This window comes from Klebsiella sp. DY2415 (assembly GCF_026314315.1).
Taxonomy (GTDB): domain Bacteria; phylum Pseudomonadota; class Gammaproteobacteria; order Enterobacterales; family Enterobacteriaceae; genus Klebsiella; species Klebsiella ornithinolytica.
Genome location: NZ_CP111115.1, coordinates 3,669,241 through 3,682,552, shown reverse-complemented (window position 1 = coordinate 3,682,552; position 13,312 = coordinate 3,669,241). Strand labels below are relative to the sequence as shown.

General features: G+C 52.9%; 11 protein-coding genes. 5 read left to right on the top strand and 6 right to left on the bottom strand.

The annotated features are described in order from the left end of the window. Positions 1-4 precede the first annotated feature (4 nt). Both OQV00_RS17520 and OQV00_RS17515 read right to left on the bottom strand, forming a co-directional pair. Entirely contained in the window at positions 5-1,270 is a 1,266-nt protein-coding gene (locus tag OQV00_RS17520; RefSeq protein ID WP_266279104.1) for a PTS ascorbate transporter subunit IIC, read from the bottom strand. Between the two features lie 17 nt (positions 1,271-1,287). Continuing rightward, a complete protein-coding gene (locus OQV00_RS17515; protein ID WP_015584798.1) occupies positions 1,288-1,563 on the bottom strand; it encodes a PTS sugar transporter subunit IIB in 276 nt (91 codons plus the stop codon). 122 nt (positions 1,564-1,685) lie between these two features. On the opposite strand from OQV00_RS17515, the gene OQV00_RS17510 reads away from it, so the two are divergent. Then, positions 1,686-2,534 (top strand): MurR/RpiR family transcriptional regulator, encoded by an 849-nt coding sequence (locus tag OQV00_RS17510; RefSeq protein ID WP_004860057.1) that lies wholly within the window; start codon positions 1,686-1,688, stop codon positions 2,532-2,534. A gap of 89 nt (positions 2,535-2,623) precedes the next feature. Here OQV00_RS17510 and pflA read toward each other — a convergent pair whose 3' ends face one another. The 4 genes from pflA to ycaO all read right to left on the bottom strand — a co-directional run bounded on the left by pflA (position 2,624) and on the right by ycaO (position 8,902). Then, complete coding sequence (gene pflA / locus OQV00_RS17505; protein WP_004860059.1) at positions 2,624-3,364, bottom strand: pyruvate formate lyase 1-activating protein; 741 nt, start codon at positions 3,362-3,364, stop codon at positions 2,624-2,626. Positions 3,365-3,564: 200 nt separating this feature from the next. After that, entirely contained in the window at positions 3,565-5,847 is a 2,283-nt protein-coding gene (gene pflB / locus OQV00_RS17500; protein WP_004860061.1) for a formate C-acetyltransferase, read from the bottom strand. Positions 5,848-5,898: 51 nt separating this feature from the next. Further along, on the bottom strand, positions 5,899-6,756 hold the full coding sequence (focA, locus tag OQV00_RS17495) for a formate transporter FocA (protein ID WP_004860063.1): 858 nt from the start codon (positions 6,754-6,756) through the stop codon (positions 5,899-5,901). A 385-nt stretch (positions 6,757-7,141) separates the two neighbouring features. Continuing rightward, positions 7,142-8,902 (bottom strand): 30S ribosomal protein S12 methylthiotransferase accessory factor YcaO, encoded by a 1,761-nt coding sequence (gene ycaO / locus OQV00_RS17490; protein WP_201165131.1) that lies wholly within the window; start codon positions 8,900-8,902, stop codon positions 7,142-7,144. A 115-nt stretch (positions 8,903-9,017) separates the two neighbouring features. Between ycaO and OQV00_RS17485 the strand changes: the two genes are divergently transcribed. The 4 genes from OQV00_RS17485 (at position 9,018) to cmk (ending at position 13,231) form a co-directional block, all read left to right on the top strand. Further along, the gene (locus tag OQV00_RS17485; RefSeq protein ID WP_004860067.1) at positions 9,018-9,710 is read left to right on the top strand and encodes a DUF421 domain-containing protein; all 693 of its coding nucleotides are present in this window, start codon (positions 9,018-9,020) and stop codon (positions 9,708-9,710) included. A 187-nt stretch (positions 9,711-9,897) separates the two neighbouring features. Then, positions 9,898-10,986, top strand: coding sequence for a 3-phosphoserine/phosphohydroxythreonine transaminase (gene serC / locus OQV00_RS17480; RefSeq protein WP_004860069.1), 1,089 nt, complete (start codon positions 9,898-9,900; stop codon positions 10,984-10,986). A gap of 72 nt (positions 10,987-11,058) precedes the next feature. Continuing rightward, positions 11,059-12,342 carry a 3-phosphoshikimate 1-carboxyvinyltransferase gene (gene aroA / locus OQV00_RS17475; protein WP_162661497.1) on the top strand — a complete coding sequence of 428 codons (1,284 nt, stop codon included), beginning with the start codon at positions 11,059-11,061 and terminating at the stop codon, positions 12,340-12,342. Positions 12,343-12,547: 205 nt separating this feature from the next. Then, complete coding sequence (gene cmk / locus OQV00_RS17470) at positions 12,548-13,231, top strand: (d)CMP kinase (RefSeq protein WP_004860072.1); 684 nt, start codon at positions 12,548-12,550, stop codon at positions 13,229-13,231. The last annotated feature ends 81 nt before the right edge of the window (positions 13,232-13,312 follow it).

Genomic DNA, 13,312 nt, shown 5'->3' with positions numbered 1-13,312 from the left:
CTTCTTATGGCAGCATTTTGCCGATGTAGTACACAACCAGGCCCAGGGCGACAAAGTCGGTTTCCGGGAAACTGGTTCCCGACAGGCCGACGGACTCCATGATGGGGTAGATCAACGCAGGACCGATGCCGATCAGGATCCCGGTGACGAAGCTGCCGGCGATAGCTCCTTTCCAGCCGCCCGAAGCGTTACCAAATACCGCTGCGGTGGCGCCGATAAAGAAGTAGGGGATCGCCACCGGAATAATGACGGTTTGCCCGAGGATCGCCAGAAAGCCCATCACCACCAGCCCGCCAACAAATGAAGAGATAAATCCCAGTACCGTGGCGGTTGGCGCATACGGGAAAACGACCGGGCAATCGAGGGCGGGTTTGGCGTTGGGAATGAATTTCTCCGAAATGCCGAGGAAGGCCGGGACAATTTCAGACAGCAGCAGGCGTACCCCGGTAATGATGATGTACAGAGACGCGGTGAAAGTGAGCGACTGGAACAGAGGGTAAACCAGCCAGTGCATTCCGCCAGCCGCCGCCGTGACCGCCGTTTTCCCGGCGGCGAGCGCCGCAATGTAATAGAAAATACTGACCGAGATTGATACGGAGACGATGTAATCTTTAAAGATCCCCAGCCAGCCGGGCAGGTTCAGCTTTTCGGTCGACTGTTTAGGATCGCCCACCTTTGAACCGATCCATCCGGATGCCGCGTAGGCCAGCGTCACGTAGTGCCCCATCGCAATTTCATCATTACCGGTGATTTTTCTCATCCACGGCTGGGCAATTGCCGGGTACAGACAGGCGGCCAGCCCCAGCAGGATTGAACCGACAATAATGGTGGTCATGTCGCTATAGCCGAGCGCTTTCAAGGTGACGGTCAGCAGGGCCGAGAGATAGAGATTATGCTGTCCGGTGAGAAAGATGTATTTGAAAGGGGTCACGCGGGCAAAGAACAGGTTCCAGCCAAAACCAATCACCATAATCAGCGAGACGCACATCGCGAATTTAGTTTGCGCCAGCCCGGTCAGCGCTTCCGCCAGCGGCATCACGCCTTTCAGACCAAAGCCATCGCTAAATAATGTCTGAAAATTGCCGAGAGAGGTCACGGCCAGCCCGGCACCGCCGGCAAAAACCAGAAAGCCGACAATGGTTTTGAAAGTCCCGGAGAGCACTTTTTCAATGGGCTTTCGTTGGATCAATAAGCCAATTAATGCGATAAAACCAACTAAAAGTGGGGTGACGCCCAGAATGTCGAATACAATAAATCTGAGGAAATCCATATTGCCTCCGGGAGAGGTTAGTTGTGCTGGATTACGCGGATAAGCGCTGATTCCATTTCTTCACTGTTCATCAGGTCGGTGATACCGATAGCGTTAAATCCGGCAGCTTCGACTTCCTCGGTGAGATCGCGCATCGTGATCACGAAATCAATATCTCGCCAGGTTCGTAACCCGGAGAGGACGTCGTGTTCCAGCTCGATATCCCAGCCGTGTTTATCGATGATTTTTTGTGCTTTTATTTTGAGCATTAAGGAACTGCCCATACCGGTGCGACAGACGATGAGACCTTTCATGAGATGTTCTCCTGTTTGTAAAAATAATTATTTTTATTTGTTTGTGTGAGATAATAATTATTATCTTTAGCGCGAAACGAAAGATGTGACTGTGTTTGCATTTTGAGCAAGAAAGGCAAAAAATGAGCCAGATAGATAACAACCTGTTGATAAACATACGAAATGGGTCTTCAGAACTCAGCCCGATACTGGAGAAAGTGGGCCGTTTTATTGCGGAAAATCCTGATTTTGTGATGCGGCATACGATTTCAGAACTGGCCGACTCTGTGGCTACCAGCGAAGGCAGCATCACCCGTTTTTGTCGGGCGTTTGGATTTAAAGGTTTTTCCGATTTCAGAACGGCGCTGGCGGTTGAGCAGGGGGCTGCCCGCCCGGAAGCCGGCGATGACGACGATATTGCGCCGGTGCTGGCGAGCATTCGCGATAGCAATACCATTATCGATGCTCAGGAGCTGCAAAGCGCAGCGGTGTGGCTGAATGCGCTGAATAACATCGCTATTTATGCGGTGGGTACGGCGGTGCCCGTTGCCCTGTTTCTGCAAATGAATTTAATCAACATGGGCAAAGTTGCCAGCTTCGTCGATCGCTCTTATCCGGCGGCGATCCCGATAGCAACCGATCGGCAAAAGACGGGAATTATCGTCGTGCATACCGAACAGGCCTCGGCGGATATGATCCAGGCTTTGACGCTGGCGAAGCAGCAGGGGGTGAAAATATTGTCGCTGACCCGCGGCACGTTTACGCCGCTGGCCCGTTTATCGGACTGGAACCTGCAGGCCGCGGTGGCTTTACAGGGAGAAGGTGAATCAGGATTTGCCGAAATTGCGGGGGCAATGATGGTTGCCGATCGAATGCTTCGCGCGCTGGAGGAGCAGGATGAGCGCTATGCGGAATATCGTAAGGCGCATCAGAAACGCATTTTCTCGATTGAAAGCGTGGCGAATAAGCTGTCGCAATACTTTATGTCGTAATGCTTGCCGAAGCGTTTTCCACCCGGATAAGACGTTCTGCGTCGCTATCCGGGGAAAATTCTGCTTAGCCGGCCACGCCGCCCGTCGGCTTAGTACATGACCTTATGGCCATACTGCTCGAGAATGCCTTTGACCCGATCCATGGTCTCTTTCTTAGGCGGATGTACGCCATCCAGCTTGTACTCTTCACCCATTGCTACCCATTTGTGCTTGCCTAACTCGTGATAGGGCAGCAGTTCGATTTTTTCGACATTGCCCATATCGCGGGTAAACTCGCCGAGGCGGTGCGCGGAATCATCATCGTCAGACCAGCCGGGAACCACCACGTAACGAATCCAGACTTTGATGTTTTTATTCGATAAGTAGCGGGCAAACTCCAGCGTACGGTGGTTAGACACGCCAACCAGATTCTGATGGATCTCATCATTCATCTGTTTGAGGTCGAGCATGACCAGATCGGTTACTTCAAGCAGCTCGTCAATAACCGGGTCGTAGCGACGAACAAAGCCGTTGGTATCGAGGCAGGTATGAATGCCTTCTTTGCGGCAGGCGCGGAACCAGTCGCGCACGAACTCGGCCTGCAAAATGGCCTCACCGCCGGACGCGGTCACGCCGCCGCCGGAAGCGTTCATAAAGTGGCGATAGGTTACAACCTCTTTCATCAGGCTTTCGACGGTGACTTCGGTGCCGCCGTGGGTATCCCAGGTGTCACGGTTGTGGCAATACAGGCAGCGCATCAGGCAGCCCTGGAAGAAGGTGATAAAGCGGATCCCGGGGCCATCGACGGTGCCGCAGGATTCAAAGGAGTGAATACGACCAATAGTTGACATTGCGGTGATATCTCCAGATTCGGCCCGTCCGGGGCCTGTGATGCACAGCTCAAACCGGCTGTGTTAAGTCTGTTTTGGCTGTTATCCATGCAGTATAGATAGCGGGCAAAAGAGACTGTAGTACGGGAGGTGCTAAAAAGGCCCCACTTACGTGGAGCCTTTATTGTACGCTTTTTAAATCGCGATTTCAGTCACAACCATTACATGGTCTGAGTGAAGGTACGAGTGATAACGTCCTGCTGCTGTTCTTTAGTCAGGGAGTTAAAACGTACTGCATAGCCAGATACACGGATGGTCAGCTGCGGATATTTTTCCGGGTTTTCCATCGCGTCGAGCAGCATTTCGCGGTTCATGACGTTGACGTTCAGGTGCTGACCGCCCTCGATTGACGCTTCGTGGTGGAAGTAACCATCCATCAGGCCTGCAAGGTTGGTTTTACGCACTTCGTCGTCTTTACCCAGCGCGTTTGGCACGATAGAGAAGGTGTAAGAAATACCATCTTTCGCGTAAGCAAACGGCAGTTTAGCAACGGAGGTCAGAGAGGCAACAGCACCTTTCTGGTCACGGCCGTGCATTGGGTTAGCACCTGGTCCGAACGGCGCGCCAGCACGACGACCGTCAGGGGTATTACCTGTTTTCTTACCATAAACCACGTTAGAGGTGATGGTCAGAACGGACTGAGTCGGGATAGCATTACGATAGGTAGTGAGTTTCTGAATTTTCTTCATGAAACGTTCTACCAGGTCAACCGCCATGTCATCAACGCGAGAATCGTTGTTACCGAACTGCGGGTATTCACCTTCGATTTCGAAGTCAACGGCCAGGCCGTCTTCGTCACGAATCGGTTTAACTTTCGCATATTTGATAGCAGACAGGGAGTCAGCCGCAACGGACAGGCCAGCAATACCGCATGCCATGGTACGAATGACGTCACGGTCGTGCAGCGCCATCAGAGAGGCTTCGTAGCTGTACTTGTCGTGCATGTAATGGATAATGTTCAGGGCGGTGACATACTGCTTAGCCAGCCAGTCCATGAAGTGATCCATACGCTCCATCACTTCGTCGAAGTTCAGAACGTCGCCTTTGATTGGTTCAGATTTCGGACCAACCTGCATTTTCAGTTTTTCATCAACGCCGCCGTTGATAGCGTACAGCATAGTTTTCGCGAGGTTAGCACGAGCACCGAAGAACTGCATTTGCTTACCAACAACCATCGGGCTTACGCAGCATGCGATAGCGTAGTCGTCGTTGTTGAAGTCCGGACGCATCAGGTCATCGTTCTCGTACTGCAGAGAAGAGGTATCGATAGACACTTTAGCGGCGAATTTCTTGAAGTTCAGCGGCAGTTTTTCAGACCACAGAACGGTGATGTTCGGTTCCGGAGACGGACCCATGGTGTACAGGGTGTTCAGGAAGCGGAAGCTGTTTTTGGTGACCAGGGTACGGCCGTCAACGCCCATACCACCGATGGATTCAGTTGCCCAAATCGGGTCGCCGGAGAACAGTTCATCATATTCCGGAGTACGCAGGAAGCGAACCATACGCAGTTTCATGACCAGGTGGTCAATCATTTCCTGAGCGTCTTGTTCAGTGATTTTGCCTGCTTTCAGGTCACGTTCGATGTAAGCATCCAGGAAGGTGGATACGCGACCGAAGGACATTGCTGCACCGTTCTGAGACTTAACCGCGGCCAGGTAGCCGAAGTAGGTCCACTGGATAGCTTCCTGCGCGTTGGTTGCCGGACCTGAGATATCGCAGCCGTATTTCGCTGCCATTTCTTTGATCTGACCCAGAGCGCGGTGCTGTTCAGAGATCTCTTCACGCAGACGGATAGTCGCTTCCAGGTTTACGCCGTTTTCCAGGTCAGACTGCAGAGACAGGAACTGTGCGTATTTGTCTTTCATCAGGAAGTCGATACCGTACAGCGCAACGCGACGGTAGTCACCGATGATACGGCCACGGCCATACGCATCCGGCAGACCAGTCAGAACGCCAGACTTACGGCAGTTCAGAATGTCTTTGGTGTACACATCGAATACACCCTGGTTATGGGTTTTACGGTATTCGGTGAAGATTTTTTTCAGCATCGGGTCCAGTTCGCGATCGTACGCTTTGCAGGAACCTTCAACCATTTTGATGCCGCCGAACGGGATAATCGCACGTTTCAGAGGCTTTTCAGTCTGCAGACCAACGATTTTCTCAAGAGCTTTGTTGATGTAGCCCGCGTCATGAGACGTGATGGTGGATGCAAGGGAAGTGTCGAAGTCAACAGGCGCGTGAGTGCGGTTTTCCTGTTTAACACCTTCCATAACGTTGTCCCACAGCTTGGTTGTCGCTTCAGTTGCGCCAGCCAGGAAGGACTCGTCGCCTTCATACGGGGTATAGTTTTTCTGGATAAAGTCACGTACGTTGACTTCTTTCTGCCAGTCACCTTTCGCGAAACCTTCCCAGGCTGTGGCTAACTTTTCATTAAGCTCGGACATGTAACACCTACCTTCTTAAGTGGATTTTTTATTTACTGCCTGAAACGGCCCTTAGTGATGGTCGTCGCCACGCAGGTAAATGACCCAGTATGTCAACCCAACCAGCAGACCACCGCCGATAATGTTCCCGATAGTTACCGGAATCAGGTTATCAGTAATGAAGTTCATCACGGTCAGGTGAGAGAAATTTTCCGGAGCAGAACCAATCGCGGTCCAGAATTCCGGGGTTGCAAAGTCGCGAATTACGATACCCAGCGGGATCATAAACATGTTAGCGATACTGTGCTCAAAGCCGCTGGCAACAAACATCGCCACCGGTAAAACCATAATCATGGCTTTATCCATCAGGCTGCGGCCGGAGTAGCTCATCCACACCGCCAGACAGACCATCAGGTTAGCCAGGATACCCAGACACACGGCTTCAATAAATGTATGGTGCATTTTGTGGTCGGCGGTTTGCAGGACGTTCAGGCCCCATGCACCGTTGGCGGTCATATACTCGCCAGATAACCACATCAGCAATACAAACAGCAGTGCACCTATCAGGTTACCAACATAGACGTTGAGCCAGTTTCTTGCCAGTTGACCCCAGGTAATTCGTCCGCTGGCTTTCGCCACGACGATAAGTACGGTGGAGGTAAACAGGTCGGCACCGCAGATGACGCAAAGAATCAGGCCGAGTGAAAAGCAGATCCCCCCGATCAGTTTAGCAATTCCGAAAGGCATCGCGGCAGTGCCGGTTGTCGCCGTAATATAGAAGACAAAAGCAATGGAAATGAAAACACCAGCGGTAATCGCCAGATAAAACGTCTTCATCGGGTGCTTTGTCGCTTTGTAGACACCTGCTTCTTCGGCGACTTTCGCCATGGCTGCAGGGAGTAAAAGATCAAAAGGGTTGTCAGCTTTCACACTAACTCTCTCTTTATAAAAGTTGGCGGTGAGATACTAACAAAGCATTATAGAAGGGAAATTGATGTAGATCATATCCCACCGGAACTATAAGCCCTGGATATGTGTGGTTTTGACTTATTATGGGAATAAATAATTGTTTTAAATGAAAAAAATAAATTTTAAAATTTACAACTTATGTTGATTTTTTTCATTTTGGGCCGCTGTGGACGGTTAATTAAAATGGGGTATTTTTTATTAAAATTAACAATCCTAAAGTGATGCGTAAAAAAAGTTTACTGTAAATTAACGTTGCAACTACAAATTAGCCGCGGGTCTACTTAGCGGTGAAAAACGGGGTCTTTATCGACCCCGTAAATAATGCGGCTGGCAGTAAAATGAAGCCTTATTTAGCCCAGAATGCCGCTTTTGCCCGCTGCAGTTTTTCATAGGCTTTCAGTAAAGACTGATGGGCCGGGAAAGCCTGGAGATCGCTATCTACGGCCTGCAGGCCATAGAACGGCGCTTCACCGCTCATCGCCGCGCTGGCAGCTTCTACCGCATCGGCGCCGTACATACGGATAAAGGCATTCAGGTACTGCAGAGGCTGGCGTTCTTCTTCCTGACTGAGCAGCAGCAGCGTCTGCAGGCAGCGGTAGTAATTTGCGCGTTCCGCACTGAAGATAGACGCATTGAATTCAATGGTCCATTCCGTCCAGATCAAGGCCTGCTCCAGATCGCCACCGGCCAGCGCCAGCATCGCTTTCAGTTCGCCAATACGCAGCGTATACCAGCCGTTGTCTTTGCCCGTCGCCAGGCCCAGCAGCTCGCGTACGCGGGTGAAGTCGTCATTCCCTTCATCATCCAGTTGTTCGATCAGCGCCAGATAATCTTCTTTTTCCCATTCACTGCCCGGCAGGGAGAGAAGGGTTTCGCGCAGATGGCTGCCCATGCTGTTATTGGCCAGCCACAGATCTTCCGCCGGGTAAATGTCTGACATTCCCGGAACGATGATGCGGCAGGCGTAGACGCTCAGGTGCTCATAATCGGCGATGTAAACTTCTTTATCTTCTTCTTTAAAGATGGCCATCAGGGTGGCGAACTCTTCTTCCGTGGTGCCGGAGAAGCTCCAGTCGACGAACGGATAGTCAGCATCCTGTTTGAACATATCCCAGGAGATCAGACCGCTGGAATCAATAAAGTGGGTTTCAAGATTGGCGTGTTCAGCGACTTCTTCGTCATCGAAGGTTGGTGGCGTAAAGACATCGAGATCTTTCAGGCTACGGCCTTGCAGCAGCTCGGTGACGGTACGTTCGAGAGCGACGCCGAAGTCCGGATGCGCGCCGAAAGAGGCGAAGCAGGTTCCGTTGGTCGGGTTAAACAACACCACGCAGATAACCGGGTATTTGCCGCCCAGCGAGCCATCGTAAGCAAAGATCGGGAAACCTTCGGCTTCCAGCTTATTGATGGACTCCACCACACCTGGATAACGCGCCATGACCTCTGTCGGAATTTCTGGCAGGCTGATGCTCTCAGCGATGATGCGGTTTTTAATGTGACGCTCGAAGACTTCCGACAGTGCCTGAACGCGCGCTTCGTTCGCCGTGTTGCCTGCGGACATCCCGTTAGAGACATACAGGTTGCCGACGATATTCATCGGGATATAGACGGTTTCGCCATCGGACTGGCGGGTGAACGGCAGGCCGCAAACGCCGCGTTCGTCGTTGCCCGACTGCAGATCGACCAGCATGCTGGCGGTCAACTGATCGTCAGGATCGTAAAATGCGCGCAGACGAGGATCCAGCAGACCTTCCGGCACTTCATCGTCTTCGGTCAGCGGGAACCATTTCTCATTTGGATAGTGGACGAATGGTCCGTTAGCGATGGTTTCGCCCAGCCAAAAGTCAGCAAAAAAGTAGTTGGTGGACAGACGCTCGAAATATTCACCAAGAGCCGAGGCCAGCGCCGCTTTTTTGGTTGCCCCTTTGCCGTTGGTGAAACACAGCGAGCACTCTTTATCACGGATATGTACTGACCACACGTGCGGTACGGGATTCAGCCATGAGGCCTCTTCAATATCAAATCCGAGGTCGAGCAATTTCTGCTGGAAGCGGGCGATGGAATCTTCCAGGGCGGCATCTTTGCCGGGAATAAACGTTTGAGTCATGGCGATCACTTTTATCGTACGTAAAGCGCGCAATGATACGGCTTTTAGATGACCGGCGCTATCTCCATCGTCTGGCTATCCTTACTGACACCCGATAACTGTGCAGGCGTTAACCATGAAGGCATTTGATTGGCATCGTATGGCGCTGGATAAAGTGCCAGTGGACTTTTTGGCTGAGGTGGCGCTGAGGAGCGTGTACACCTTTGTCCTGGTATTTATCTTTCTCAAAATCACCGGCCGACGCGGCGTGCGGCAGATGTCGCTGTTCGAAGTCCTCATTATCCTGACCCTTGGATCCGCGGCAGGGGATGTCGCTTTCTATGACGATGTCCCGATGCTGCCGGTGCTGGTGGTCTTTGTTACCCTGGCGTTGCTCTACCGGCTGATCATGTGGCTGATGGGCAAAAGCGAGAAGCTGGAGAACCTGCTTGAGGGCAAACCGATCCCGGTCATCGAACAGGGGGAACTGGCCTGGAAAAATTTACAGGCGGAAAACATGACCGAATTCGAGTTTTTTATGGAGCTGCGGATCAACGGCGTCGAACAGCTGGGACAGGTCCGGTTGGCTATTCTGGAAACCAACGGGCAAATCAGTCTCTACTACTATGCGGATCGAGACGTCAAAGCCGGTCTGTCTATTTTACCTCCTCCCCATAACGCAAGCTTCGCTACCATTCCGCGCGACGATGAATATGCCTGCGTACGGTGTAGCGCAGTTCTTAAGCTCCGCGCCGGGGATAAACAATTATGTCCCCGCTGCGCAAATGCAGAATGGTCGCAGGCCAGCAGGGCGAAAAGAGTCACCTGACAGCAATTATGTCGGTTTTATGACGTCAAGCCGGCAGATTCTTTTGTGTGACGACAGCCACATTTCGTGGCTGCTTAGTTTTACTCGTTGCGGTGCGTGTCACTGAATGATAAAACCGATAGCCACAGGAATAACTTATGCCCGCGATGGTTCGCGGGCAGACAACATAGCAACGTGGTGAGGGGAAATGGCTCAGGTCTATAACTTTAGTTCGGGCCCGGCAATGCTGCCGGCGGAAGTTCTCAAACTGGCACAGCAGGAGCTGTGTGACTGGCATGGCCTGGGTACGTCGGTCATGGAAATCAGTCACCGTGGTAAAGAGTTTATCCAGGTGGCTGAGGCGGCTGAACAGGATTTTCGCGATCTGCTCAATATCCCCTCCAACTACAAAGTTTTATTCTGCCACGGCGGTGGTCGCGGTCAGTTCGCGGGCGTTCCGCTGAACCTGCTGGGTGATAAAACCACCGCTGACTATGTTGATGCCGGCTACTGGGCGGCAAGCGCGATTAAAGAAGCGAAAAAATATTGTTCGCCGAACGCCATTGACGCGAAAATCACGGTTGACGGCCTGCGCGGAGTTAAGCCGATGAGCGAATGGCAGTTGACGCCAGGCGCGGCCTATCTGCACTACTGTCCGAATGAAACCATCGACGGCATTGCGATTGATGAAACGCCGAATTTTGCGGACGACGTCGTGGTTGCGGCGGATTTCTCCTCCACCATTCTCTCTGCCCCGATTGATGTCAGCCGTTACGGCGTTATCTATGCGGGCGCACAGAAAAATATCGGCCCGGCGGGCCTGACGCTGGTGATTGTACGTGAAGACCTGCTGGGTAAAGCCAGTATCGCCTGCCCGTCAATTCTCGACTACACCGTACTGGATGCTAACGACTCCATGTTTAACACCCCGCCGACGTTCGCCTGGTACCTGGCCGGTCTGGTGTTCAAGTGGCTGAAAGAGCAGGGCGGCGTCGCGGCAATGGACAAAATCAATCAGCAAAAAGCCGATTTGCTGTATGGTGCGATCGACCGCAGCAGCTTCTATCGTAACGATGTGGCAGCGGCTAACCGTTCCCGTATGAACGTCCCGTTCCAGCTGGCCGACAGTGCGCTGGATAAACTGTTCCTTGAAGAGTCCTTTGCCGCAGGTCTGCATGCACTGAAAGGCCACCGCGTAGTGGGCGGCATGCGTGCTTCTATCTATAACGCGATGCCGCTGGCGGGCGTGAAGGCACTGACCGACTTTATGCAGGATTTTGAACGCCGCCACGGCTAATCACCCTCCTGTTTTTCATCCCCGCGGCTGGTCTGCGGGGTTTTTATTCTGTTTGTTTGAGAGTTAAGTTTAATGGAATCCCTGACGTTACAACCCATTGCGCGAGTAGATGGCACCGTGAACCTGCCTGGGTCAAAAAGTGTCTCTAACCGTGCTTTGCTGCTGGCGGCTTTGGCCCGTGGCACCACGGTGCTGACCAACCTGCTGGACAGCGACGATGTACGCCATATGCTGAATGCCCTGAGCGCCCTGGGAGTTCATTACGTTCTGTCTGCTGACCGCACCCGCTGTGAAGTGACCGGCAACGCTGGGCCGCTGCAGGCTGGTAGTGCGCTGGAGCTGTTCCTCGGTAACGCAGGGACCGCCATGCGTCCGCTGGCGGCCGCGCTGTGTCTGGGCAGCAACGATATCGTGTTGACCGGCGAACCGCGCATGAAAGAGCGCCCGATTGGCCATCTGGTCGACGCGCTGCGCCAGGGCGGCGCGCAGATTGATTATCTGGAGCAGGAAAACTATCCGCCTCTGCGCCTGCGCGGCGGCTTTACCGGCGGCGAAGTTGAAGTGGACGGCAGCGTATCCAGCCAGTTCCTCACCGCGCTGCTGATGGCTGCGCCACTGGCGCCGCAGGATACCGTCATCGCGATTAAAGGCGAGCTGGTTTCCCGCCCATATATCGACATCACGCTGCATCTGATGAAAACATTCGGCGTTGAGGTCGAGAATCAGGCCTATCAGCGCTTTATTGTCAGCGGCAATCAGCAGTACCAGTCGCCTGGTGATTACCTGGTGGAGGGGGATGCCTCTTCGGCCTCTTATTTCCTCGCTGCCGGCGCCATCAAAGGTGGGACGGTAAAAGTCACCGGTATCGGCCGCAACAGCGTACAGGGCGATATTCGTTTTGCCGACGTGCTGGAAAAAATGGGGGCGGCCGTCACCTGGGGCGAGGATTATATTGCCTGTACCCGCGGCGAGCTGAATGCTATCGATATGGATATGAACCATATTCCGGATGCGGCGATGACTATCGCCACCGCGGCGCTGTTTGCCAGGGGAACGACCACGCTACGCAACATCTATAACTGGCGCGTCAAAGAGACCGACCGTCTGTTTGCGATGGCCACCGAACTGCGTAAAGTGGGCGCCGAAGTGGAAGAGGGGGAGGATTACATTCGCATTACGCCTCCGCTGACGCTGCAGTTTGCCGAGATTGGCACCTATAACGATCACCGTATGGCAATGTGTTTCTCGCTGGTGGCGTTGTCTGATACGCCGGTGACTATTCTTGACCCGAAATGTACGGCGAAAACCTTCCCGGATTACTTCGAGCAGCTGGCGCGGATCAGCACGCTGGCGTAACGTTCGCCTGCGCAAAAAGCAAACCGAAAAGGTAAAATATTGTCATCTTCCGGGCTGACGTTCCGTCAGCCCGCTATAATTGCGCAATTCTTCTGCGTTTCATTTCTGGTAGTCCGTAATTTGCAAGCAATGCTCACTTTCCGGCGTAGAGATGCGTATAATGCGCGGCGTTTATATTCTATGCGCCTTGCTGAAGGAGAAAAAGATGACGGCAAATATTCCGGTAATCACCATTGATGGGCCTGGCGGTGCGGGTAAAGGCACATTGTGCAAGGCAATGGCGGAAGCGCTGGGCTGGCATCTGCTGGATTCCGGGGCCATCTATCGTGTTCTGGCCCTCGCGGCGCTGCATCACCATGTTGATGTCGAATCTGAAGAGGCGCTGGTACCGTTGGCGGCGCACCTGGACGTGCGTTTTATCTCCACCGACGGCACTCTGGAAGTGATTCTTGAAGGCGAAGACGTCAGCGCCGCCATTCGTACTCAGGAAGTGGCTAATACCGCATCGAAAGTTGCCGCGTTTCCCCGCGTGCGTGAAGCATTGCTTCGTCGTCAGCGCGCATTTCGTGAACTGCCTGGCCTGATTGCCGACGGACGCGATATGGGAACCGTCGTGTTTCCCGATGCGCCAGTGAAGATTTTCCTTGATGCTTCGGCACAAGAGCGCGCCCATCGCCGTATGCTGCAGTTGCAGGAAAAGGGCTTTAGTGTTAACTTTGAACGTCTTTTGTCCGAGATAAAAGAACGTGACGATCGCGACCGTAATCGCAGCGTCGCGCCGCTTGTCCCGGCCGCCGATGCTTTAGTTCTCGATTCTACTGAACTAAACATTGAGCAAGTTATTGAAAAAGCGCTACACTATGCGCGCGAAAAACTGGCAGTCGCCTGACCGCGAAGCGGTGAAGCGAAACGGCCTCAGAATTATAGCAGTACCCCCGCAGCAATGGAGTGTTAGCGGGTATGTTAAACA

Coding starts and splice junctions, on each gene's coding strand:
- pflA (WP_004860059.1), bottom strand. CDS start 3,364: ATGTCAACTATTGGTCGTATTCACTCCTTTGAATCCTGCGGCACCGTC.
- pflB (WP_004860061.1), bottom strand. CDS start 5,847: ATGTCCGAGCTTAATGAAAAGTTAGCCACAGCCTGGGAAGGTTTCGCG.
- ycaO (WP_201165131.1), bottom strand. CDS start 8,902: ATGACTCAAACGTTTATTCCCGGCAAAGATGCCGCCCTGGAAGATTCC.
- OQV00_RS17510 (WP_004860057.1), top strand. CDS start 1,686: ATGAGCCAGATAGATAACAACCTGTTGATAAACATACGAAATGGGTCT.
- aroA (WP_162661497.1), top strand. CDS start 11,059: ATGGAATCCCTGACGTTACAACCCATTGCGCGAGTAGATGGCACCGTG.
- serC (WP_004860069.1), top strand. CDS start 9,898: ATGGCTCAGGTCTATAACTTTAGTTCGGGCCCGGCAATGCTGCCGGCG.
- OQV00_RS17485 (WP_004860067.1), top strand. CDS start 9,018: ATGAAGGCATTTGATTGGCATCGTATGGCGCTGGATAAAGTGCCAGTG.
- cmk (WP_004860072.1), top strand. CDS start 12,548: ATGACGGCAAATATTCCGGTAATCACCATTGATGGGCCTGGCGGTGCG.
- OQV00_RS17520 (WP_266279104.1), bottom strand. CDS start 1,270: ATGGATTTCCTCAGATTTATTGTATTCGACATTCTGGGCGTCACCCCA.
- OQV00_RS17515 (WP_015584798.1), bottom strand. CDS start 1,563: ATGAAAGGTCTCATCGTCTGTCGCACCGGTATGGGCAGTTCCTTAATG.